Genomic DNA, 22,765 nt, shown 5'->3' with positions numbered 1-22,765 from the left:
AACCTAAAGGTATTCTCTAATTAATTGGCAGGAAAGATTCGAGGTTTTCAGGGCTGTCATCAGCTTGCTGACTTATTTGATGACCTTTGTACATTTTGCCATCTTTCATTTCCCAAATAGCAACAAAATGAGCCATTGGAAGTTCTTCCTCTGGATTCTCAATCGTTCTTACATGGTAAGTGAATCTAATGGCTACAGTATTATTTTCACTAATTAGATGACTGATATCTGCCCGTAAAGCATCAAAAGACCTGGTAAGTTCTTTAGTCATATCACAAATCTCCTGAAACTTTAGTTTATGAAAACCTGAACTACTGTTCCAGTACAGTTGCGCATCTGGATGAAGAAATTCTTTAATGGATTTAGGATTCTTGTAAAAATCAGAGGTATAAAACTTCTCTACACATTCTTTCGATTCTAAGCTCATATCAACCTTTTAAATTTTCGATCAATTTAGGCAATTGTCTTAAAAGCGCCAACTCTTTAAGTTTAGCTCTTGATTCCATGGCTGGATTTCCTGAATAAATAGTATTTTCTTTGGTCGATTTGGTTATGCCCGCCTGTCCCATCATCACACCTCCTTTTTTCACAGTAATGCCACTTCGCATTCCAACCTGCCCCCAAACGGTGACCTGATCTTCAATTACCACACAACCGGCAATTCCCGCCTGTGAAGCTATTAGGCATTTCTCACCTATTATGGTATCATGGCCTACCTGAATTAGATTATCCAGCTTAGTTCCTTTACCAATGGTAGTGTCGCCTGTAACTCCTTTATCAATGGTGCAATTAGCGCCGATCTCGACATTATCCTTGATAACTACTCTACCTCCTGAGATAAGTTTATCAAAACCTTCAGGACGGTTCTTATAATAAAACGCGTCGCCGCCAAGAACAGTTCCCGCATGGATGATCACATTATCTCCAATCACCGTATTATCGTAAAGACTAACATTGGAATGAATAAGGCAATTCTTCCCTATCTTCACATTATTGCCAACAAAAACATTCGGTTGAAGTATGGTGCCTTCTCCAATTTCCGCGGAAGGAGCTATTGCTGCGGAAGCATTTTCGAACGGTTTGAAATATTTTGTAAGCTTATTAAAATCTCTAAAAGGATCATCAGAAATAAGCAAAGCTTTGCCTTCCGGACACTCCACCTTCTTATTTATAAGTATTACAGTGGCAGCAGAATTCAATGCTTTGTCGTAATACTTCGGGTGGTCTACGAACACGATATCCCCGGGGGTAACCACATGGATCTCATTCATTCCCAAAACGGGAAAATCGGCATCACCTACAAATTCCGAAGAAATAATGGTAGCGATCTGCTCGAGCATATATTTTTGAGGAAACTTCATTTACCGCAGCAAAATATAAAGTATGAAAAAAGGCATTTGAAAATGCCTCTTTCCCTACTCTTTGATTCTTTCTTTATAAGTACCTTTTTCGGTCTCGATCTTGATCTTGTCTCCCTCATTAATGAATAAAGGTACATTCACCTCAGCACCGGTCTCTACTGTTGCAGGTTTAGTGGCATTGGTAGCCGTGTTTCCTTTAACACCAGGCTCGGTATGAGTTACCTCAAGAATAACACTTGCAGGCATCTCTACTGAAAGCGGCATTTGATCCTCAGTATTGATCAAAATGGTCACCACTTCACCTTCTTTTAAAAGACCAGGAGCGTCCAAAGCACTTTCAGTAAGTCTAATTTGGGTGTAATCCTCAGTATTCATGAAATGATAGAATTCCCCATCATTGTAAAGAAACTGAAATTTGTGAGTCTCAACTCTTACATCCTCAATTTTATGACCTGCAGAAAAAGTGTTGTCGATCACCTTTCCGGTAGTAACACTCTTAAGTTTGGTACGCACAAAAGCAGGACCTTTTCCCGGCTTTACGTGTAAAAATTCAATGATTTTGAAAATGTCATGGTTATAACGAATGCATAAACCATTTCTAATATCACTAGTACTTGCCATCTTTTTCTAATTAATTTGAACTAAAATATCCTTTCATGATTCCACGTTGGGAATTCTTGATAAATTCTAAAATATCGTCTCTTTCGGGAGTAGCTTCCATTTCAGCTTCAATGATAGCTACCGCCTGTGAATTGTTATAATTCTTTTGGTAAAGGATTCGGTAAATATCCTGGATCTCGCGGATCTTTTCCGTAGAAAAACCTCTACGTCTAAGTCCGATTGAGTTCACTCCAACATAAGAAAGTGGTTCACGACCTGCTTTCACAAAAGGAGGAACATCTTTACGCACCAGGGAACCACCTGTTACGAAAGCATGGCTACCAATGCTGCAAAACTGCTGAATAGCTGCCATTCCTGCAAGGACTACGTGATCTCCCACGTTAATGTGTCCCGCCAGAGTACTGTTATTTGAGAAGATACAGTTGTCGCCCACTACGCAATCATGCGCAATATGACAGTAAGCCATGATCCAGCAATTCTTCCCGATCTTAGTAGTCATACGGTCTGTAGTACCACGATTGATGGTGACACACTCACGAATCGTCGTGTTATCACCGATCTCTGTAGTAGTATCTTCATCATTAAATTTCTTATCCTGTGGTACAGCTGAAATTACGGCCCCCGGAAAAATATTACAATTTTTTCCAATTCGTGCCCCTTCCATAATGGTAACATTCGATCCAATCCACGTGCCCTCACCTATCACCACATTGTTATGGATTGTGGTAAAAGGCTCTATCACCACATTTTTTGCAATCTTGGCACCGGGATGTACGTATGCTAAGGGTTGATTCATAGTATTTAATTTTGTTTTACGATTTGTGCCATTAATATGGCTTCGGAAACTAACTTTCCGTTTGCATAGGCATAGGCCTGCATTTGGCAGATACCTCTTCTTATAGGTGCAAGTAATTCAAGTTTGAAGATCAATGTGTCTCCGGGAACTACTTGTCTTTTAAATTTCACATTGTCTATCTTCATGAAAAAGGTAAGATAGTTCTCAGGATCGGGAACAGATTTCAATGCAAGAATACCGCCAGTCTGAGCCATTGCTTCCACCTGAAGTACTCCCGGCATTACCGGTTTACCTGGAAAATGTCCTACAAAGAAAGGTTCGTTCATAGTGACATTTTTAACACCTACAACAGTTTCACCGGTCAACTCGATGATCTTGTCAACCAAAAGAAATGGAGACCTATGCGGTAAAATGTTCATGATCTCGTTCACATCCATTAAAGGCTCTTGATCCAGATCATATTTGGGAATATTATTACGCTTTTCGTTCTTGATTATTTTAGAAAGCTTTTTAGCGAACTCAGTGTTCACATAATGCCCAGGTTTGTTAGCTATTACTTTACCACGGATCCTTGTTCCAATAAGGGCAAGATCCCCAATAACATCAAGTAACTTGTGGCGTGCCGCCTCATTAGGATGATGCAGAGTAAGGTTATCCAAAATTCCGTTAGGTTTTACTGAAATGTTATCCTTCTTAAAAGCACCACGTAACTTCTCCATAGTTTCAGGACTTAACTCCTTATCCACATACACGATCGCATTATTAAGATCACCTCCTTTAATAAGTCCATGGTCTAACAAGGCTTCCAGTTCATGTAAAAAGCTAAACGTTCTGGAATCTGAAATTTCGGTTTTAAAATCTGAAAGATTATTTAGAGATGCATTTTGGGTACCCAGGACTTTAGTTCCGAAGTCAACCATAGTTGTTACCTGGTATTCGTCTGCAGGCATTACGATGATCTCACTTCCCGATTCTTCATCCTTATAACTAATAACCTCTTTCACCACATATTCTTCACGGTCACATTCCTGATCTTCAATACCGGCTTTTTCCAATGCTTCTACAAAAAACTTAGAAGATCCATCCATGATAGGTGGCTCAGAAGCATCGAGCTCAATAATCAGGTTATCGATCTCAAGACCTACACAGGCGGCCAAAACATGTTCTGAAGTTTGGATGGTCACCCCGTCCTTCTCCAGGTTTGTCCCTCGCTGAGTATTCACCACATAAGAAACCTCTGCCTCAATTGCCGGATGCCCTTCAAGGTCTGTTCTCACAAAAGTGTAACCGGTATTGTTAGGGGCAGGTTTAAATGTAAGAGTAACCTCATTTCCTGTATGAAGTCCTACTCCCTTTAACGAAACTTCTTTTCGTATGGTTCGTTGTTTAGCCATTATCCTTTAAGTTTTTTTCTAGTTGTGTTAAGCGGTATTCTATTTTAGGTAGATTTTTAAAATGAACATAAGATTTATTGTATTCATTGTATCCGATTGCCGGTGACCCCTGAATTACTTCATCATCCTTAATATTTCTTCCTATTCCTGATTGAGCCTGGATCTTAACCCGGTCTCCTATCTGAATATGCCCCGCAATTCCCACCTGACCTCCAATAAGGCAGTTCTTTCCAATTTTTGAGGAACCTGCAACTCCCGTTTGAGCCGCGATAGCAGTATGCTCCCCAACCTCAACATTATGGGCGATCTGGATCTGGTTATCCAGCTTTACTCCTTTCCGTATTATTGTAGACCCTAAAGTAGCACGGTCAATGGTGGTTCCTGCCCCCACATCCACATTGTCTTCAATAATAACGTTTCCAATCTGAGGCACTTTTGAGTATTCCCCATCCTTGTTAGGAGAAAAACCAAATCCATCAGCGCCAACAATAGCTCCCCCATGAATGACACAGTTATTGCCAATCACGGTTTCAGAATAGATTTTCGCTCCCGGAAAAATTAGAACATTATTCCCTATTTCTACATTGTCCCCAATGAAGGAGTTGGGAAAGATCTTGACATTATCCCCAATCTTCACATTATCTCCCAGGTATGCGAAAGCTCCCAGATATAGATTTTCTCCATATGAAACAGAGTCAGAGATAAAACTAGGCTGTTCAATTCCTGTTTTATTCAGCTTTACCTGATTATAAAACTCCAGTAATTTGGAAAATGCTTTATATGGATCTTTTACCTTAATAAGGGTGGTGCTCAGATCGTCTTCTGCAACAAACGTATCGCTCACAATAGTTATGGTCGCTTTTGTTGAATATATATATGAGGTATACTTAGGATTAGCTAGAAAGGTAATTGCTCCCTCTGTGCCTTCCTCTATCTTGGCAAGCTTATCTACTTCTGCATTTGGATCTCCTTCAATGCTCCCTTCAAGTATGCCTGCTATTTGCTCTGCTGTAAATTTCATTCTGGCAAAAGTAAAAAAAATGCGTTAATCTTTCTGTTTCGGATAGCAGATATAAAACTTGGTCACCGGTTTAGACAACGCCATTAAATTAAAATGATCTGACGCTTTTACCACATCCGTAATTTTACCGGTCTTTTTTAGGATGAATATTTTCTCATCTTCCTTCTTATACGCGAGATTCGAAATCTCTCCTGAAAACACAAAATAGCGGGCTTCTTCTTCGGAAATATTATAGCGCTCCTTCAATTTTTCAATATGCCTGAAAAGCTTTTCTTTTTTAACAGGATTCTTTTTTAACCGAATTTTCAGAAGATCCCTGTTGATTATCATTTTACAGAGATTGCTCAATACAAAATCCTCATCATGCACCCACTCCTTCATAGCCGACAGGATATCGTAATCATCCAATTGTGAGAAAATATGGAGAGTTTCAGAAGTGAAGTTCTCAGCAGTGATTTGGTTTTTCAAAAAATAAGTAAGAGCTGAACTTCCGTATAGGGTTCTTCCCTGACTAACCAGCTCCTTAGCTCTTTTTAACACCCGAATCAATAATTGCTCGGCTACTACACCGGTTTTATGTAAGTACACCTGCCAGTACATAAGACGACGGGCAAGTAAGAATTTTTCTACAGAATAGATTCCTTTTTCCTCAACCATGAGGACATTGTCTACAACAGTGAGCATACTAATAAGGCGTTCACTGTTAATATTACCTTCAGCCACCCCTGTATAGAAACTATCTCTTTTCAGGTAATCCATCCGATCCATGTCCAGCTGACTGGAAATTAACTGACAAAGAAACTTTCGATGGTATTTCCCGCTGAAAATCTCAATTGCTAAAGTTAATCTTTGGTTAAACTTTGCGTTCATTTCCTCCATAAACATGGAAGAAATCGCCTCATGACTCACCCCTTCAACGATACTATGCTCCATCGCATGAGAAAAAGGACCATGCCCTATATCGTGAAGCAATATAGCTATTTGTAAGGCTTGCTCCTCATCTTCAGATATTTCAACCCCTTTTAAACGCAGGACTCTCACCGCTTTTTGCATGAGATGCATACATCCTAATGCATGATGGAAACGGGTGTGATGCGCCCCAGGATACACAAGATAGGACAATCCCATTTGTGAAATTCGGCGTAATCTTTGAAAGTATTTATGTTCGATGATGTCGAACAACAGCTCATTAGGAATAGTTATAAATCCGTAAATTGGATCATTAAGAATTTTGAGTTTGTTTCTTGAGGTCAAGCCGAATCTTTTAAATAATTAATCTGAACAAAGATACGCATATGAATGATATCAAAATACTCTGGGTAGATGATGAGATTGATCTACTAAAACCACATATATTATTTCTAGAAGGGAAGAACTACAAAGTTTCAACCTGTCAAAGTGGAACCGAAGCACTTGAGGAGATCGAGAAAGAGAATTTTGACATCGTATTTCTCGATGAAAACATGCCAGGATTAACCGGTCTCGAAACCCTCGCAGAGATTAAAGAAAAGCAGGCCAATATTCCGGTGGTGATGATCACCAAGAGTGAGGAAGAATATATAATGGAAGAAGCAATAGGCTCAAAGATCGCTGACTATCTTATTAAACCGGTAAACCCTAACCAAATTCTGCTAAGTATTAAAAAGAACCTGGATCACTCCCGGTTAGTTTCAGAAAAAACCACATCCAGCTACCAGCAGGAATTCAGAAAGATCGCGATGGATATGGCGATGATCAATTCATATGAAGGATGGGCCGAACTCTATTTAAAGTTGATTTACTGGGAACTGGAACTGGAAAACATCGAGGACTCCGGAATGTTTGAAATTCTGGAATCCCAAAAATCTGAAGCAAATTCCCAGTTCTGTAAATTTATTGATAAGACCTATCCTACCTGGTTTGAAAAAGACGCAGACGCACCGGTAATGTCTCACACTTTGTTTAAAGAAAAGGTCATTCCCGAAATCAGCAAAGACCAACCGACACTATTAGTGGTTATCGATAATATGCGATATGATCAATGGAAAGCTTTTGAACCCGTGATCAACAACTATTATAAAAAGGAACAGGAGGAGCCGTTTTACAGTATCCTTCCTACCGCTACACAGTATGCCCGAAACGCTATTTTCTCAGGCCTAATGCCCAGTGAAATGGAAAAGTTGTATCCTGATCTCTGGAAGAATGACACTGATGAGGGTGGAAAAAATTTACATGAAAATGAATTCTTACAAGCTCAATTAAAAAGATTGGGACTGGACATTAAATATGAATACCATAAAATTAGCAGTTTAAAGGCCGGAAAGAAACTGGTTGAAAACTTCAGAAGCCAAAAGGATAATGATCTTACGGTAGTGGTTTATAATTTTGTAGATATGCTCTCCCATTCTAAGACTGAAATGGAAGTCATTAAGGAACTGGCTTCTACTAACAAATCATATCGCTCCTTAACACACAGCTGGTTCAAGAACTCTCCTTTATTAGAAATAATTCAACAGGCACAACATTTAGGCTTCAAATTGATCCTGACCACAGACCACGGTACCATAAATGTAAAGAATCCATCTAAAGTAATTGGAGACAAACAAACGAGTTTAAACCTTCGATATAAGACCGGAAAAAGTTTAACCTACGAAGAAAAAGATGTACTGGCAGCACCCAACCCTAAGACCATACATTTACCGGCTATCAATATGAGCAGCTCCTTTATATTCGCCAAAGGCGATTTGTTCTTCGCTTACCCAAATAATTACAATCACTATGTAAGTTATTATCGAAATACTTTTCAACATGGTGGAGTATCAATGGAGGAGATGATCATCCCTTTCACCGTGCTTTTACCGAGGTAATCTAATTTTACGTATCTTTACGATCCCAAATCTAATTATTTCTATATATGGAAGTAACCTACCTTCTATCTGAAATTGAGTCAGTTGCCCGAGAGGTCATTAAACGATCGAAAAGTAAAACCCTCTTGTTTTACGGTGAAATGGGCGCGGGAAAAACTACCTTAATAAAATCCATCATCAAAGAACTGGGCGCCGAGGATATTGGTTCAAGCCCAACTTTTTCATTGGTAAATGTTTATGAAACTGAGAATGGGCCTGTAAATCATTTCGATTTTTACCGAATTAAGGATGAAAGTGAAGCCTGGGATATGGGATTTGAGGAATATTTAGATTCAGATGCCTGGAATTTGATAGAATGGCCTCAAAAAATTGAAAATTTTATCGAGGAGGAGCATCAAAAACTAGATATCGAAGTAGTAGGTGAAGGAAAAAGAATGTTAAAGTTTTGTTAATTTTAGATGGGATTAGCGAGGTTTTTCCCGAAAATGGCTGTCAGAATTTTCTTTCTATAATTGGAATTAGGCACTAAAAACAGGAGATAAGTAGCATAAAAAATCGAATAAATAAAATTTTTAACTATATTTAAAAAAATATAATATTTTAAGAAAAGAAAGATTTTTCTTTCAAAAAGGGCGCAAAAGTACGAATAATGTATTAAAAATTAGCGGATTAGTTTTTTATAGGTTTGCTTCAGAAAACAAAACGAAACATAACCTTACAAAAACATAATCATGAAAATCAAAGCTATCTTATTCGCAGTATCTATTTTTGGAGCCACTTTATTTGTAACACATAATAATGACAACGACAACAAAAATGAGATCCAAAAACAAGCTGTCGACAGATCAAAAATCAAAATTCCTTCTGCTGGGTAGTCTTATAGCTATCTGCATAGCATTTTCACCCTATTTATTTTATTTATACGAAATTTTCCCAAATGGCTCCGTTTGGGAAAATTCCTTTTTCACCTATGAAAGTAAATATTATAATAGTGTAATGACTGCTGCCTGGACCTATTTAGGTAAGATCACTCCACTATTTTTACTGCTTATTTGGTTTCTCACTTGCAAACATTGGTGGTATCATTCGATATTAGTACCCATAACAATGTATTCCTATCAATTAGCCTCTGCCATTTACGAAGATTCATATATTGACGGCCCTGATCAGTTGGATGTTGGACAACTTCTCTATCTTGCTCCCTTTTTTATTATTATTCTTTCCATAGTTTACCTAATTAGAATAAAAATTTTTGATCGTATTTACGGGATTGATCTAACAGAATTAGAACGTGATAACCTCTCTCCCTTTTCACAATTATCTGACAAAGAATACGACGAGATCAAATCTTTTCGAGATGAAGATCCTTCAGACGAGATAAGAGAAGACTATTACGTGAAACTATAATTTTGTTTTTCTCTTTAAAAAAGTCGTAATTTAATCCTTGTTAGTAGAAATTATGACCGAGCAATTATCTCCCTTTACCAAGGAACAGTTGATACCACAGGAAGAAACCCTGGAAGTATATAAACAGAAAGGTCAGTTATTCATAGGTATTCCCAAGGAAACCGCTTACCAGGAGAAAAGAGTTTGTTTAAGCCCAGATGCAGTGGCAGCACTTACCGCTCACGGCCATCGGGTGATCATAGAAGCCGGTGCAGGAAACGGGGCTAGGTTCAGTGACCGGGATTATTCAGAAGCCGGAGCTGAGATCACCGGCGACACCAAAAAAGTTTTTTCCTGTCCTACTATTTTAAAGGTTGAACCTGCTACTCTTGAGGAATTGGATCTTGTCAATCCGCAATCTACCATCATTTCTGCATTACAATTAAAAACCCAGCAAAAATCTTATTTTCAAAAGCTTGCTACTAAAAGAATTACAGCTCTTGCATTTGAATTTATCAAAGATGACGACGGCACATATCCGGCTGTAAGAGCTTTAAGTGAAATTGCAGGTACCGCTTCCATTCTCATTGCTTCAGAAATAATGAGCAATAACCCGGCGGGAAACGGATTGATGTTCGGAAATATCAGTGGTGTCCCCCCTATTGAAGTAGTAATTTTAGGAGCCGGTACAGTCGGCGAGTTCGCAGCACGTTCTGCTTTGGGATTAGGTGCTAATATCAAGGTTTTTGATAATTCCCTGAACAGGTTAAGAACCATCCAGGCAAACTTAGGCAGACCATTACATACCTCAACGGTCCAGCCTAAAAACCTTATTAAGGCTTTAAAGAGATGCGATGTTGCCATAGGCGCCGTTCGAGGCAATAACCGCTCCCCTATCCTGGTGACCGAATCTATGGTAGACCATATGAAGAAAGGAGCCGTTATTATAGATGTGAGTATAGATATGGGCGGGTGTTTTGAAACCAGCGAAGTGACTACCCATGAAAAACCCACTTTTGTGAAATCTGGGGTGGTTCATTATTGCGTGCCTAACATTCCGTCACGTTATGCCCGCACGGCTTCACTTTCCATTAGTAATATCTTCACTCCCTACCTGTTACATATTGCCGAACAAGGCGGACTTGAAAATACGCTTCGATTTGATAAAGGTTTAAGAAATGGTTTGTACTTTTACCACGGAATTTTAACCAACAAATCTATTGCAGATTGGTTTGATCTCTCCTACCGGGATATCAATCTTCTAATTTTTTAGATCTCAATGAAATTTATTCACCGATTAGGCTTTTACCTTGGAGGCTTTTCCATTGGTCTTGTTATTCTCGCATTTTTTCTGAGCGGAAAGAAAACGTCCTGTGATTATTCACCAAATGCCCGGGTTTTAAAAAATATCCGCATTAAGGAACGGGTTTATTCTGATGAGGCATTGGAAAACATGAGACTTTACCAGGTAGACACAGCTGATATTTCCCTCGTGCTTAAAAAAGGTGATGTAGACTTCGGCCGAAGCAATACAGATCTTGATTCATGCAAAACCTATATGGTGACCGGCCAAAGCCCAACTCACAATCTGGAGTTATTTTTTGAGAATTGCGACAGCATTGCCACCCTTCAGAAATTGGAGATCACCAAATAACCTTATAATATCTGGGCAGCGTGATCTTTGGTTTTTACTTTAGAGATCACTTCTGAAATTTTTCCATTTTCATCGATCACGAAAGTAGTTCGGTGAATGCCATCATACTCTTTACCCATAAATTTCTTGGGTCCCCATACTCCAAAAGCATTGATCACTTCCTTATCCTCATCAGCTAATAACGGAAAAGGCAACTCGTATTTATTTTTAAAGTTCTGCTGTCTTTTTTCAGAATCGGCACTTACTCCAAGGATCTCGTATCCCTGAGCTTTAAACTGCTCCCAGTTATCTCTTAAATTGCAAGCTTCAGCAGTACATCCAGGAGTGCTGGCCTTGGGATAAAAGAAAACTACCAGCTTTTTCCCTTTATAATCTTCCAATTTATGGATCTTACCATCCTGATCTTTAGCTGAAAATTGAGGCGCGTTGTCCCCTTCTTTTAATGTCGTCATATTGTTTACTTTTGTCTCAAATTTAAGCATAAATGAACAAGCAGGAAAAAGTTCAATTTGTTATTGACACACTTCAGGAAATTTATCCTACTATTCCCATTCCTTTAGATCATAAAGACCCCTATACACTTTTAATTGCAGTTCTTTTATCTGCTCAAAGCACCGATGTGCGGGTTAACCAGATCACCCCACTGCTTTTTGAGAAAGCAGATAATCCTCACGCGATGGTTCGCCTTTCAGTAGAAGAGATCAGGGAGATCATTAAACCGGTTGGTCTTTCTCCCATGAAATCTAAAGGTATCCACGGACTCTCAAAGATCCTTATCGAAGAGCACAACGGCGAAGTCCCCGCAGATATTGAAGCCCTTGAAAAATTACCTGCCGTGGGACATAAGACTGCCAGCGTGGTGATGTCCCAGGCTTTTAATGTGCCTTCGTTTCCGGTTGACACGCATATCCACAGGCTAATGTACCGTTGGAATCTTTCTAATGGAAAGAATGTGGTTCAAACTGAAAAGGATGCAAAAAGGCTTTTTCCGAAAGAATTATGGAATGAGCTTCATTTACAAATAATCTGGTATGGCCGGGAATATTCTCCGGCTCGTGGATGGGACCTGGAAAAGGATATTATCACCAGAACCATCGGAAGAAAGACAGTCCTGGAAGAATACCAAAAGAAAAAGGCCCGTCGATAGACAGACCTTCTTCCTTAATTTAAAATACTTTCGAACTGAAGCTTTTTGTAAGTACTTACATCTAAAGCTTTAGAATAGTTCAAAAGGAATTCAATTGTTTCCTTTTTGGGGGCCATTTCTTTCACTTTTTCGGGTGAATTCGAGTAAAGTTTTGCCATTATCTACTGTTTAATATTCAAGTTTATAACGACTTAATTGCTTGAATATTGTATTAATTCGTTAACTGCAAATTGTGCTTGTCGATCACTTTCCGAAGATTGATCAAAGCGTATCTCATTCGTCCCAATGCAGTATTAATACTTACACCGGTCCTTTCAGAAATTTCCTTAAAACTCATATCCTTATATATTCTCATAACAAGAACCTCTAATTGATCTTCGGGTAATTCTTTGATCAATTCTTTCACATCAGATTCTATCTGGTCTTTTATGATCCTTTTTTCAGCATTAAGTTCTGTATCGCTCAAAACCGAAAAAATATTGAAATCACCGCTGTTTTCGAACTTTGGCATTCTTTTGTTCTTTCGAAAATGATCGATCACAAGATTGTGTGCAATACGCATCACCCAGGGAAGGAATTTACCTTCCTCGTTATATTTACCTCTTTTCAAAGTTCTGATCACCTTGATAAAGGTGTCCTGAAAAATGTCTTCAGCGATATCTTTATCAAAAACTTTTGAAAAAATAAAACTGTAAATTCTGTGTTGGTGTCGGTTGATTAAGATAGAAAGAGAGTATTCATTTCCATCAATGTAGCTTTTCACCAGAAAAGCATCATTTGCCTCATTGTGTTCCATAAGAGTTACTTTTTCAGGCTGTTGGGGTCGGCCTGTAGGTTAGTTAATAGTTCAAAGTAACTTTATGCAATAGGCAATTGTTTTTAGAGTTCGTTTATAACAAATATAACAGGAAAAAATTCACTTATACAAATAATAGGTTAATATTTTTAACGCATTAACACTCAATAAATTAGAATAGCTTCGGAAGGCGTCCAAAAATTTTTACTTTAAGTATCTTTGCATTCTTATAATTTGAAGCGAATATGACTGTAGACATTTCAGGGGTAGATCCGAAGCAAAATATCATTATAAAAGGGGCTAAACTTCATAACCTCAAAAATATAAACGCGATCATTCCGCGGAATAAACTCGTGGTGCTTACCGGGTTATCGGGCTCAGGAAAATCTTCCCTTGCTTTTGACACTTTATATGCCGAAGGGCAGCGCCGCTATGTTGAAAGTCTCTCCTCCTATGCCCGGCAGTTCTTAGGCAGGTTAAATAAACCTCAGGTAGACTCCATCAAGGGGATCGCTCCCGCAATCGCAATTGAGCAAAAGGTGAATTCCACCAACCCACGGTCTACCGTAGGTACTTCTACAGAAATCTATGATTATCTAAAACTGTTGTTCGCGAGAGTCGGCAGGACCTACTCCCCTGTTTCAGGAAATGAAGTAAAGAAGGACACGGTCACAGATGTGATCGATTATGTAAAGTCTTTTGAGGAAGGCTCAAAAATGCTGTTGCTCGCTCCCATCCACGTGGAAGAAAGCAGAACGGCTGAAGAAAAGCTCAACGTATTACTCCAACAAGGATACAGCCGTATAAAGGTAAAGGATGAAGTTTTGAGAATTGATGAGGCCGACCTTTCGGGATTAGGGAAAAAAGACCTTTTTCTGGTAGTAGACCGTATCGTTTTCAAAGATGATGAGGACTTTTTAAACAGGCTGGCAGACGCCACCCAAACTGCTTTTTTTGAAGGTAAAGGAGAACTCTTTGTTGAAACTCTTTCCGATAAAAAAATTCGTCAGTTCAGTAACAAATTTGAATTGGACGGAATGACATTTTTGGAACCGAATGTCCATCTATTCAGTTTTAACAATCCTTACGGGGCCTGTCCTAAATGTGAGGGCTATGGAGACGTGATCGGGATCGATGAGGACCTGGTGATCCCCAACACAGGATTATCCATTTATGAAAATGCCATTTTTCCATGGCGTGGGGACAGCATGAGCTGGTATCGCGATCAACTGGTCAACAACAGTCATAAATTCAATTTCCCCATTCACAAACCTTATTTTGAGCTCACCCAGGAACAGAAAGACCTGATTTGGACCGGAAATAAATACTTTGAAGGCCTGAATGACTTTTTCGCTTTTTTAGAATCTAAAGCTTACAAAATACAGAACCGGGTAATGCTTTCCAGGTATAGAGGAAAGACCAGGTGCTCGGTTTGTAAAGGAAAGAGGCTTAGACCCGAAGCAAATTATGTGAAAATTGCCGGCGCTACCATTACCGAACTGGTTGAAATGCCCATCAACAAAGTATCTGCATTCTTTGACAACCTGGAACTCAACAAACACGATGCAGCCATCGCTAAAAGGCTTCTTACAGAGATCAGGAACAGGTTACATTTCCTTTCGCAAGTAGGACTTGATTACCTCACTTTAAACCGTAAATCAAATACCCTGTCCGGAGGGGAATCACAACGGATCAATCTGGCAACTTCTCTGGGAAGCAGCCTCGTAGGTTCCATGTATATTCTTGATGAGCCATCTATAGGACTGCATCCCCGTGACACCCAAAAATTGATTGGTGTATTAAAATCCTTGCGGGATCTTGGAAATACGGTAATTGTGGTTGAACACGATGAGGATATCATGAAGGCTGCAGATGAGATCATAGATATTGGTCCTGAAGCAGGAACTCATGGCGGGGAAGTGGTAGCCACGGGAACCTTTGAGGATATTCTGCTTTCAGATTCCCTCACCGCACGATATTTGAACAACTCAATGCGTATTGAAGTTCCGGAAAAAAGAAGAACTTCTAAATATTTCGTGGATGTAATCGGAGCCCGGGAAAACAACCTTAAGAATATCGATGTCCGGTTTCCTCTTGGCGTTTTTACGGCTGTAACCGGGGTTTCAGGAAGTGGAAAAAGCACGCTGGTCAAAAAGATCCTTTATCCGGCGATGCTAAAAGAAGTAGGCGGTTATGGAGAGAAAGCCGGCCAATTCACTAAAATAGAAGGATCCTTCAGCAATATCGCTTCCGTAGAATTCGTGGATCAAAACCCTATTGGAAGATCTTCCAGGTCAAATCCTGTCACCTATATTAAAGCTTATGATGATATAAGAAACCTGTTTTCAAAACAGAAATTAAGTGATATCCGTGGCTATAAGCCCAAACATTTTTCCTTTAATGTAGATGGAGGGCGTTGCGAAACCTGCAAAGGGGAAGGTGAAGTTACGATCGAGATGCAGTTCATGGCCGATGTTCATTTGGTTTGTGAAACCTGCAACGGGAAGCGATTCAAAAAAGAGATTTTAGAGGTCAACTTTGCAGATAAGAATATTGATGATATTCTTAATATGACCATTGACGATGCCGTAGCTTTCTTTACTGAAAATGGAGAAGATAAGATCACGTCGAAATTAAAGCCTTTGCAGGACGTTGGATTAGGATATGTACAATTAGGTCAAAGTTCTTCAACTCTTTCAGGAGGGGAAGCTCAGCGTATCAAACTGGCTTCATTTCTCGTAAAAGGAACAACCAAGGAAAAAGCCTTGTTCATTTTTGATGAACCTACCACCGGTTTACATTTCCATGATATTCAAAAACTCCTTAAATCTTTCAATGCTTTATTGGCAAAAGGACATTCGGTGATCGTGATCGAACACAATATGGATCTTGTGAAATGTGCAGACCATGTAATTGATCTGGGACTGGATGGTGGTGAAACCGGAGGAAAACTTATTGCTACCGGCACACCCGAGGAAGTAGCTCAAAATAAGGAGTCTTACACCGCTCCGTTTTTAAAGGAAAAATTATAAATCGAATGGATAACGACCTGAACTTTAACATTAAAAAGAACAGGTAAAATAAAATTGGCACAGCCTTTGAAATAATGAAAACATTATTGCAAGATTAAATTGATAGAAGAATTTAAGTTGTAATTAATAATTTTTTGGTTGGTTAGTTTGGAGACCCCGTTGCGAACTTCGCATCGGGGTTTTCTTATTAACAACTTTTTGGCACGTACTTTGTATTCTTTCCTACAACTATTCCAATCACTGTTTATTTAACCCTTAATAATTCCCCTTATTATGAAAAAGCTTTATTTATTTTTCGCTCTGGTTGTGGTTGGATTTTCTACTCATGCATTTAATGCTTCAGAAGATTATCGCAACGGCTATAGAGATGCCTTCATATTTGTTGAAGGTGGTGTTGAGTTCGCCGTTTATCCAGACGGACAGTTCGACTTTTTTTACAATCCCCGAAGAACCGGTTATAATGTGAATGTGGCAACGCCTCACATAAACTTCAGTTATAATTCCGGATATAATTATGACCCTTACGTGCAATATGATGATTATGGCGCGGTAATCCAGATCGAGGATGTTCCAATCTATTATGATTACTACGGAAGGATCATCCAGGCAGGACATGTGAGAATGTCTTATAATCATTTTGGAATGCTGGCCAGAGTTGGCCACCTGCACTTGCATTATAACCACTATAACAGGTATACCCACTATTCAGGATATATCAATTCGCACAATCCATATTATGTTTACAGGCCATGGCACCGTCATTATTCAAGGCCAAGTGTTAACCTTTCTATAGTGTTCAATCAACCTTATAGGGCGCATTACCATCCAAACAGGATGAAATACAGGCACTACAAGAATTATTACAAAAAACATCATCATAAGAAAGACTTCCGAAGAAGATATTATAGTCCGGGAGATCGCGTAGTTTCTTATCAACGCGGAAGAAGATTGTCTGACAAAAGAGATCTGAGAAATGAAAGACATTATTATGATGAGCCTGTTAGAACCAGAAGCAATGCGAACACGGGAAGAGACAGAAAGGTTTATGCCACTAAATCACATGATAGAAATGTGCGTCAAGCTACCGGACCTAATTCGCGTGATAGTCATATAAATACCCGAAGAGACAGACAGGAACGCGCACAAAATAACAGCAGAAGAGAGCGTGTACAGAATGATCGCCGAAGTGTATCTCAACAACGAGAGCATGCAAACAGAGATCGCCGTCAGGTACATAAAAGAGAAACGCAAAGGCGTACTGAGGCTAAAAGACCCGCACGAAGTGAAAGACGTCAAGCCTCAACAAGAAATGAAGTAAAAAAAGAACGCACTTCGAAAAGAGCTGAACGTGCGACAAGAAAAGAGTCTAAGCCCAGACAATCTGAGGCTTCCGCTTCCAGGAACTCAAGAAGTAATCGTGGAAGAGAATGATAAATCATAATTGATTTTTTTGGTTGGTTAGTTAAAATCTCCGGTCAGTCTTAGGACACCGGGGATTTTTTTATTTCAGTCTCAGAACTTTTTCAATAAGCTGATTAATATCCTTAGATAGCTTCAGGTAATAAATAACACCAACATAAATCAGCCCTATAAGGATAGATTTCAAAAGAATATTGACCACTGGATTGATCTGGAAATCCCAGTAATAAAAGCTAAAACTACAAACCAGGATCAGAATTATTCCGTAGAGAGTTTGTATAGTAAATGGCTGGATTCTAAATTTCCTGTAAACAATGACCAGCTTCGAGGTATTATACACGGCAAAGGCAAGAAAAGTTGCCATGGCCGCACCAAAGATCCCATATGCAGGAATAAAGACAATGTTTAACACAAAGGCAAGTATGGCAAGCAGCACTCCTATTCCCAAAACGATCCTGTAATAATCTGAATTGAAAAGGATGCTGTTATTATTCCCCAAAAGGTTATCATATAACTTTACACTACTTATGATAATAACAATAGAGAAACTTATCTGATATTCATCAGGGATCAATTCGTATAACTGTCGGATGTTAGTAACGATAAGCAGAAAAATCAATCCGCTTATAATCAATAAATTCAAAGAGCTCTTTTCGTAAAGGTCCAATAATCCTTTTTTATCCCTTTTATTCAGCAAGGTCGCGGTCATAGGGTAAGTGATCTGGTGCATGGCACGTGAAGGAACGGCGATCACTGAGGAAATATAAACCGCGATCCCGTAGACCGCTACCATTTCGATAGGCAAAAACCTTTCGATCATAACCTTGTCAAGATCTAAAAGCACCATGGCTACAGAGCCAGCGATCAGGATCAAAGCGGAATACTTCAGGATAAAAGACTTGTTATGCGGAAAACTCAAAGTGATCTTCGGAAAATATAGTCTAAAAGCATAAAGCTTCATGGCGATAGTCCGTAAAACGAATACGCCGCTCAAAGCATACACGAATCCTTCCACCGTTAAAACCTCAAAATATACACAGATCAATAAAATAGAAACACAGGCCCGATGAAAAACCTCTTTCATAAAATTCCCGAAAACGCTTTGGTAGTTGATCTTAGACCAGGAAAAAAATATCTCAAAATAAGCTGTGGCAACCGCGATCAGGAAGATCATCCAGATATAAGGTTTTATAAGCTCGTTGCTTTGAGAAAAATAATCCAGGAAAAAACCATAAGCGAAAAACCCAATTATCCCGAGGATAGCCGAAATACCAAGCGGCAAAAACAAGATCACACTAAGCAACTTATCTTTCTGCTCCTGGGAATCATAAGAAGAATAGAATTTCACGAGAGTATTATGAACGCCAAAAGCCATTAACGGCCAGATCAAATTTGCCGCTGACAGCAGGAAACCCACTAGTCCGTAATATTCAGGGGTCAGGAAATTAGTGTAGAGAAAAAGGGTATTGATCGCCCCTATTCCGAAACCCAGGTAGGTCGTGACTAAATTCTTGGCCGACTGATTAATGATCACACCCATTTATCCTAAGTTTTTGATTAATTCGGCCAGTTCTCCCGTTAAGGCTTTACGGCTGTATTTTTGGAGACCAATAGGATGTGATTGCAATGTTCCGGATTTAAACTCTTTATATCTCTCAAAAATGAAATTCTTGATCTCCTCCTTCTGGGAGTATAAAAAGAATTTTCCGGTATTGGTTTCAGAAATTAGTTTCTCGATATCAGCTTTTTCAGGACCCACCGCTAAAATGAGGCGGTTACTCACCATGTACTCAAACAATTTGCCCGGAATAATTCCCCGGGTATCTTCACTATCTATCTCGATCAAAAGCAGCACTTGAGAACTTCTTTGAAGCTGAAGCGCTTCAGTATGTGAAACATATCCCTTTAATACCAAATGATCTTGCAAACCTGCTTTTTTTATACTCTCAAGCACGGGATCACCAACGGCACCGATCAGTTTCAGCTGAAAATCATTGGCAAAATCCGGATTTTCAGAAATAAGTTCAGCGAGCGCGTTCCAAAGATTCTTCGGATTTCTGCCCGATAAAAGGGAACCGATATGAGACAGACTGAATTTTTGGTCCAGGGGCGTCGCATCTACCTTTTCATAATCATAACCATTTGTAATGACCGAAATTGGTTTGGAAGTAATTTTCTGAAATTCATCGCGAGTGGTAAAACTGGTCGTGATCAATTCATCGGCCGTTTGAAGAACTTCTCTCTCTAAACGCTCATGTTTTTTCTTTGCAAAGCTCAGTAATTTTAGCTTTTTATGGTAACCTATCTGCGTCCATGGATCCCGAAAATCTGCTATCCAGTTACAATCAATTTTCCTTTTAAGTCCCAGCCCTATAAGATGCAGGCTATGTGGAGGTCCGGTTGTTATCACCGTATCAATATTATATTCCCTAATGTAAGAGGACAAAAATTTCACCGAAGGTTTTACCCAGAACTTTCTGGCGTCGGGAATAAAGAGATTCCCCCGAATAAACAACATTAACTTCTGAAGAAACCCTTGATTTTGCTCTTCGGGAATAATTCCGGAGCTTATCTTTAGAGTGTTCTTTTTAGAGATAAATCCGGCAAAGTTATAGGGTTCAAAAATGGGCTTTTTAAGGACTGTTATATCCTGAGGTATTTCGTGAGTAAGGGAACTGTCTTTTAAAGGATAATGCCCGTTCTCGGGAATGTATACTATTGGATCAATCTCATATCCCCGAAGATATTTGACAAATTTTAGCCAGCGCTGCACTCCGGGACCTCCCGCCGGAGGCCAGTAATAAGTCACTATAAGCACTTTTTTCATAAGCCGGCTTTCTTGAATTTCTTCGACCTGATTATCTTCTTCTGAAATAGACTGCCAGTCCCCCAACGACCAAAATCCCCAGCACCAATGAACTTGCCAGGGCTATGCTACTTCCGGTCCGTACAACTTCGGGCTCGAATTTAAAAGTGACAGTGTGCTCCCCGGCAGGCAACATCATAGCTCTTAAAACATAATTCGCCCTGAAATGTGGCGCTTCTTCCCCATCAATATACGCTTGCCATCCGTGAGGATAATAAATTTCTGAAAAGACCGCTAATTGATCTTGGGAAGTGGAAGTTTCATATTTTAATTCGTTCGGCTGGTAAGAAACCAACTGAATGGAAGAAGCTGAATCTTTCGAAAAGCTTTGTTTCGGTACAAACTCCTTAAACTTCGCATCTACAATAGCTGTCTTTTTAGTATTAATTCCATCCAGGGCCAAAATCTCCTCATTAGCGCCGTTAACGAATTTTACATTTTCAACAAACCACGCATTCCCATTGGTTTCAGGATTCTGTTGGGTCATTACCCCTTCCTGGGTTGGAATAATAAAATACTTCGTGTTAAGCATATTCAGCACCTGCAAATTATTGTCTGCAAGGTAGAATTCATACAGTTCCTGCATCCTTCCGGGTTTCGCAGCGTGATAACCACCAATGGAATTATGAAAGAAAGACGTTCGCGCTGTATTAAAAGGATTTCCGCTTAGATCATAGACACGATAATGATCTGTATCCCTCATAATTTCCTTATCAGCCTGAGTAGCCTGAAAAGGAGTATTTACTGCGCTGGATCTCACAAAGTCTTCACTGTTCACATATCGTTGGTCAATCACCACCAGGTCGAACAGCATAAGAACCCCAAGAGCAATGATCACTGTATTCTTTTGAAGTTTCTTCTGAATGAACATCCAGAGCACACCTGCTACTAACAATACCAGTACCAGAGAACGTATCGTGTCTGCCGTAAAAATAGCTTTCCTGTCTTCCTTTAAAGCTCTTACAAAATCCAGACCTATCTGTTTGATCATAACCCCGTCATTGGGTCCTGAAAAACCAAATAACACCGACTTAAATAATAAAAAGATAAGTGCCAGTCCGCCTACGATAATCGTTGACCATTTTAGAGCATTCAGTTTTTCCTCTTTATTTTCCGAAGTAAAAAATCTTGATAGTCCAATAATAGCAAGTACAGGAACGCATAATTCGAGAATTACCTGGATCGAGGAAACCGCTCTGAACTTATTATATAATGGAACAAAGTCGATAAAGAAGTCAGTAAGGAGTCCGAAGTTCTTTCCCCAGGAAAGTAAAAGGGCTAAAATTGAACCTCCTACCAGCCACCATTTTAAACGTCCTTTTACCAGATACAAAGCCATTACAAAAAGGAAAATAACTGTAGCGCCAATATAAGCGGGTGCTCCTACAAAAGGCTGATCACCCCAATAAGTTGGTGCAGACTCGGTAAATTGCATGGCCTGAACAGGAGGCGCTCCCATTTTGGTAAGCTCACTGTAGATATTCGATTCTACACCTACATCTTCTGCACTGGAACCGCCCATAAAGCGAGGAATAAACAGATTGAAAGATTCCAAAATACCATAGCTGTATTCTGTGATATAGTTATAATCGAGGCCTTCCGTTTTTTCGGCGGGACCGTTTGGAGTAATAGTTAATCCGGTGTCACCTCTGGTACTGAAATCAGCATACTGTTTGGTAGCCAGCAAATTAGTAGCATTCGTACCAATGGCCAATATTACGGCTACCAGCATTACGCCAATTGCTTTGAAATAATGTGATAACTCCTTCTTTTTGAAGGCATCATAAAGATGCACCAGCCCAAGTACGATCACCAGCAGCAGGAGGTAATAGGTCATCTGAAAGTGATTAGCGCTTATTTCAAGCGCCATTCCGAAGGCTAAAAGGAGGAACCCCCAGAGATATTTGCGATTGAAACAAAGGAGTATACCTCCCAGAACCCACGGCATATAGGCAATGGCATGAGCTTTAGCATTATGACCAACGCCCAGAATGATGATAAGATAAGTAGAGAACCCAAAAGCCAGGGCTCCCAAAAATGCCAGTTTATAATCTATTTTCAAGACCAGTAAAAGTATATACAGGCCTATGAAATACAGGAAAAGATAATCTGCCGGGCGGGGCAAAAAGCGTAAAGTCCTGTCAAGTTCTTTTATATAATTGTGCGGATAGTTCGCCCCAAGTTGATAAGTAGGCATACCACCAAAGGCGGCATCGGTCCAATAAGGCTCTTCCCCGGTTTCAGCCCTGAAATCGTTCTGCTGGCGGGCCATCCCAATATACTGTGCGATATCACTTTGAAAGATCTCTTTTCCCTGAAGAACGGGATAAAAGTAGGCGAGCGAAATAATTATAAATCCTAGAAAAACAAATAAGTGAGGAAGTGACTTCTTCAGGTAGCCGGTCATAAATGGTAAGTTTTGCAGT

Annotated in this window: 21 protein-coding genes; 8 read left to right on the top strand and 13 right to left on the bottom strand. The window is 39.5% G+C overall.

Annotated features, from left to right (window positions below; translation table 11 throughout):
- Positions 1-16: 16 nt before the first annotated feature.
- The 7 genes from ACFQ1G_RS01735 to ACFQ1G_RS01705 are packed head-to-tail and all read right to left on the bottom strand — an operon-like array spanning position 17 to position 6,447.
- On the bottom strand, positions 17-427 hold the full coding sequence (locus tag ACFQ1G_RS01735) for a nuclear transport factor 2 family protein (protein WP_380736521.1): 411 nt from the start codon (positions 425-427) through the stop codon (positions 17-19).
- Between the two features lies 1 nt (position 428).
- The gene (locus tag ACFQ1G_RS01730; protein ID WP_380736520.1) at positions 429-1,361 is read right to left on the bottom strand and encodes a UDP-3-O-(3-hydroxymyristoyl)glucosamine N-acyltransferase; all 933 of its coding nucleotides are present in this window, start codon (positions 1,359-1,361) and stop codon (positions 429-431) included.
- 54 nt (positions 1,362-1,415) lie between these two features.
- Entirely contained in the window at positions 1,416-1,982 is a 567-nt protein-coding gene (efp, locus tag ACFQ1G_RS01725) for an elongation factor P (RefSeq protein WP_380736519.1), read from the bottom strand.
- Between the two features lie 10 nt (positions 1,983-1,992).
- Positions 1,993-2,778 (bottom strand): acyl-ACP--UDP-N-acetylglucosamine O-acyltransferase, encoded by a 786-nt coding sequence (gene lpxA, locus ACFQ1G_RS01720; RefSeq protein ID WP_380736518.1) that lies wholly within the window; start codon positions 2,776-2,778, stop codon positions 1,993-1,995.
- A gap of 5 nt (positions 2,779-2,783) precedes the next feature.
- Entirely contained in the window at positions 2,784-4,172 is a 1,389-nt protein-coding gene (locus ACFQ1G_RS01715) for a bifunctional UDP-3-O-[3-hydroxymyristoyl] N-acetylglucosamine deacetylase/3-hydroxyacyl-ACP dehydratase (protein ID WP_380736517.1), read from the bottom strand.
- Positions 4,165-5,193 (bottom strand): UDP-3-O-(3-hydroxymyristoyl)glucosamine N-acyltransferase, encoded by a 1,029-nt coding sequence (lpxD, locus tag ACFQ1G_RS01710; protein ID WP_380736516.1) that lies wholly within the window; start codon positions 5,191-5,193, stop codon positions 4,165-4,167. Before lpxD ends, ACFQ1G_RS01715 begins: the two co-directional genes overlap by 8 nt.
- 24 nt (positions 5,194-5,217) lie before the next feature.
- A complete protein-coding gene (locus ACFQ1G_RS01705) occupies positions 5,218-6,447 on the bottom strand; it encodes an HD domain-containing protein (protein WP_380736515.1) in 1,230 nt (409 codons plus the stop codon).
- 41 nt (positions 6,448-6,488) lie between these two features.
- Between ACFQ1G_RS01705 and porX the strand changes: the two genes are divergently transcribed.
- From porX to ACFQ1G_RS01680, 5 genes are all read left to right on the top strand, one after another.
- On the top strand, positions 6,489-8,039 hold the full coding sequence (gene porX, locus ACFQ1G_RS01700) for a T9SS response regulator signal transducer PorX (RefSeq protein WP_380736514.1): 1,551 nt from the start codon (positions 6,489-6,491) through the stop codon (positions 8,037-8,039).
- 47 nt (positions 8,040-8,086) lie between these two features.
- Positions 8,087-8,491 carry a tRNA (adenosine(37)-N6)-threonylcarbamoyltransferase complex ATPase subunit type 1 TsaE gene (gene tsaE, locus ACFQ1G_RS01695; RefSeq protein ID WP_380736513.1) on the top strand — a complete coding sequence of 135 codons (405 nt, stop codon included), beginning with the start codon at positions 8,087-8,089 and terminating at the stop codon, positions 8,489-8,491.
- A gap of 364 nt (positions 8,492-8,855) precedes the next feature.
- Positions 8,856-9,446: a hypothetical protein gene (locus ACFQ1G_RS01690; RefSeq protein WP_380736512.1), complete on the top strand. Its 591-nt coding sequence runs from the start codon at positions 8,856-8,858 to the stop codon at positions 9,444-9,446.
- Between the two features lie 52 nt (positions 9,447-9,498).
- Positions 9,499-10,698 carry an alanine dehydrogenase gene (locus tag ACFQ1G_RS01685; protein WP_380736511.1) on the top strand — a complete coding sequence of 400 codons (1,200 nt, stop codon included), beginning with the start codon at positions 9,499-9,501 and terminating at the stop codon, positions 10,696-10,698.
- 6 nt (positions 10,699-10,704) lie between these two features.
- Entirely contained in the window at positions 10,705-11,079 is a 375-nt protein-coding gene (locus ACFQ1G_RS01680) for a hypothetical protein (RefSeq protein WP_380736510.1), read from the top strand.
- Positions 11,080-11,081: 2 nt separating this feature from the next.
- Here the strand turns inward: ACFQ1G_RS01680 and bcp are convergent, their stop codons facing one another.
- Positions 11,082-11,531: a thioredoxin-dependent thiol peroxidase gene (bcp, locus tag ACFQ1G_RS01675; RefSeq protein ID WP_380736509.1), complete on the bottom strand. Its 450-nt coding sequence runs from the start codon at positions 11,529-11,531 to the stop codon at positions 11,082-11,084.
- A 32-nt stretch (positions 11,532-11,563) separates the two neighbouring features.
- Here bcp and ACFQ1G_RS01670 point away from each other — a divergent pair, with 32 nt between their 5' ends.
- Positions 11,564-12,226 carry an endonuclease III domain-containing protein gene (locus ACFQ1G_RS01670; RefSeq protein WP_380736508.1) on the top strand — a complete coding sequence of 221 codons (663 nt, stop codon included), beginning with the start codon at positions 11,564-11,566 and terminating at the stop codon, positions 12,224-12,226.
- A gap of 14 nt (positions 12,227-12,240) precedes the next feature.
- On the opposite strand, the gene ACFQ1G_RS01665 is transcribed toward ACFQ1G_RS01670, so the two are convergent.
- Complete coding sequence (locus ACFQ1G_RS01665; RefSeq protein WP_380736507.1) at positions 12,241-12,384, bottom strand: hypothetical protein; 144 nt, start codon at positions 12,382-12,384, stop codon at positions 12,241-12,243.
- A gap of 53 nt (positions 12,385-12,437) precedes the next feature.
- Positions 12,438-13,022, bottom strand: coding sequence for an RNA polymerase sigma factor (locus tag ACFQ1G_RS01660; RefSeq protein WP_380736506.1), 585 nt, complete (start codon positions 13,020-13,022; stop codon positions 12,438-12,440).
- Between the two features lie 245 nt (positions 13,023-13,267).
- On the opposite strand from ACFQ1G_RS01660, the gene uvrA reads away from it, so the two are divergent.
- Positions 13,268-16,054 (top strand): excinuclease ABC subunit UvrA, encoded by a 2,787-nt coding sequence (uvrA, locus tag ACFQ1G_RS01655; protein ID WP_380736505.1) that lies wholly within the window; start codon positions 13,268-13,270, stop codon positions 16,052-16,054.
- A 273-nt stretch (positions 16,055-16,327) separates the two neighbouring features.
- A complete protein-coding gene (locus tag ACFQ1G_RS01650) occupies positions 16,328-17,485 on the top strand; it encodes a cell envelope integrity protein TolA (protein WP_380736504.1) in 1,158 nt (385 codons plus the stop codon).
- A gap of 70 nt (positions 17,486-17,555) precedes the next feature.
- On the opposite strand, the gene ACFQ1G_RS01645 is transcribed toward ACFQ1G_RS01650, so the two are convergent.
- The 3 genes from ACFQ1G_RS01645 to ACFQ1G_RS01635 are packed head-to-tail and all read right to left on the bottom strand — an operon-like array spanning position 17,556 to position 22,746.
- Complete coding sequence (locus ACFQ1G_RS01645) at positions 17,556-19,013, bottom strand: oligosaccharide flippase family protein (RefSeq protein WP_380736503.1); 1,458 nt, start codon at positions 19,011-19,013, stop codon at positions 17,556-17,558.
- Positions 19,014-20,300, bottom strand: a complete 1,287-nt coding sequence (locus ACFQ1G_RS01640) for a glycosyltransferase family 4 protein (RefSeq protein ID WP_380736501.1) — start codon at positions 20,298-20,300, stop codon at positions 19,014-19,016.
- A 31-nt stretch (positions 20,301-20,331) separates the two neighbouring features.
- Positions 20,332-22,746 (bottom strand): YfhO family protein, encoded by a 2,415-nt coding sequence (locus ACFQ1G_RS01635; protein ID WP_380736499.1) that lies wholly within the window; start codon positions 22,744-22,746, stop codon positions 20,332-20,334.
- Positions 22,747-22,765 lie beyond the last annotated feature (19 nt).

Source organism: Salinimicrobium gaetbulicola, from assembly GCF_042676025.1.
Lineage (GTDB): Bacteria > Bacteroidota > Bacteroidia > Flavobacteriales > Flavobacteriaceae > Salinimicrobium > Salinimicrobium gaetbulicola.
Note: the sequence above shows the minus strand (reverse complement) of the source record. Positions and strands in the feature narration are given on the sequence as shown.

Excerpts from the sequence above, each read along its gene's own strand:
- ACFQ1G_RS01735 (WP_380736521.1), bottom strand. The coding sequence starts at position 427 with ATGAGCTTAGAATCGAAAGAATGTGTAGAGAAGTTTTATACCTCTGAT.
- ACFQ1G_RS01730 (WP_380736520.1), bottom strand. The coding sequence starts at position 1,361 with ATGAAGTTTCCTCAAAAATATATGCTCGAGCAGATCGCTACCATTATT.
- efp (WP_380736519.1), bottom strand. The coding sequence starts at position 1,982 with ATGGCAAGTACTAGTGATATTAGAAATGGTTTATGCATTCGTTATAAC.
- lpxA (WP_380736518.1), bottom strand. The coding sequence starts at position 2,778 with ATGAATCAACCCTTAGCATACGTACATCCCGGTGCCAAGATTGCAAAA.
- ACFQ1G_RS01715 (WP_380736517.1), bottom strand. The coding sequence starts at position 4,172 with ATGGCTAAACAACGAACCATACGAAAAGAAGTTTCGTTAAAGGGAGTA.
- lpxD (WP_380736516.1), bottom strand. The coding sequence starts at position 5,193 with ATGAAATTTACAGCAGAGCAAATAGCAGGCATACTTGAAGGGAGCATT.
- porX (WP_380736514.1), top strand. The coding sequence starts at position 6,489 with ATGAATGATATCAAAATACTCTGGGTAGATGATGAGATTGATCTACTA.
- tsaE (WP_380736513.1), top strand. The coding sequence starts at position 8,087 with ATGGAAGTAACCTACCTTCTATCTGAAATTGAGTCAGTTGCCCGAGAG.
- ACFQ1G_RS01690 (WP_380736512.1), top strand. The coding sequence starts at position 8,856 with ATGAGATCCAAAAACAAGCTGTCGACAGATCAAAAATCAAAATTCCTT.
- ACFQ1G_RS01685 (WP_380736511.1), top strand. The coding sequence starts at position 9,499 with ATGACCGAGCAATTATCTCCCTTTACCAAGGAACAGTTGATACCACAG.
- ACFQ1G_RS01680 (WP_380736510.1), top strand. The coding sequence starts at position 10,705 with ATGAAATTTATTCACCGATTAGGCTTTTACCTTGGAGGCTTTTCCATT.
- bcp (WP_380736509.1), bottom strand. The coding sequence starts at position 11,531 with ATGACGACATTAAAAGAAGGGGACAACGCGCCTCAATTTTCAGCTAAA.
- ACFQ1G_RS01670 (WP_380736508.1), top strand. The coding sequence starts at position 11,564 with ATGAACAAGCAGGAAAAAGTTCAATTTGTTATTGACACACTTCAGGAA.
- ACFQ1G_RS01665 (WP_380736507.1), bottom strand. The coding sequence starts at position 12,384 with ATGGCAAAACTTTACTCGAATTCACCCGAAAAAGTGAAAGAAATGGCC.
- ACFQ1G_RS01660 (WP_380736506.1), bottom strand. The coding sequence starts at position 13,022 with ATGGAACACAATGAGGCAAATGATGCTTTTCTGGTGAAAAGCTACATT.
- uvrA (WP_380736505.1), top strand. The coding sequence starts at position 13,268 with ATGACTGTAGACATTTCAGGGGTAGATCCGAAGCAAAATATCATTATA.
- ACFQ1G_RS01650 (WP_380736504.1), top strand. The coding sequence starts at position 16,328 with ATGAAAAAGCTTTATTTATTTTTCGCTCTGGTTGTGGTTGGATTTTCT.
- ACFQ1G_RS01645 (WP_380736503.1), bottom strand. The coding sequence starts at position 19,013 with ATGGGTGTGATCATTAATCAGTCGGCCAAGAATTTAGTCACGACCTAC.
- ACFQ1G_RS01640 (WP_380736501.1), bottom strand. The coding sequence starts at position 20,300 with ATGAAAAAAGTGCTTATAGTGACTTATTACTGGCCTCCGGCGGGAGGT.
- ACFQ1G_RS01635 (WP_380736499.1), bottom strand. The coding sequence starts at position 22,746 with ATGACCGGCTACCTGAAGAAGTCACTTCCTCACTTATTTGTTTTTCTA.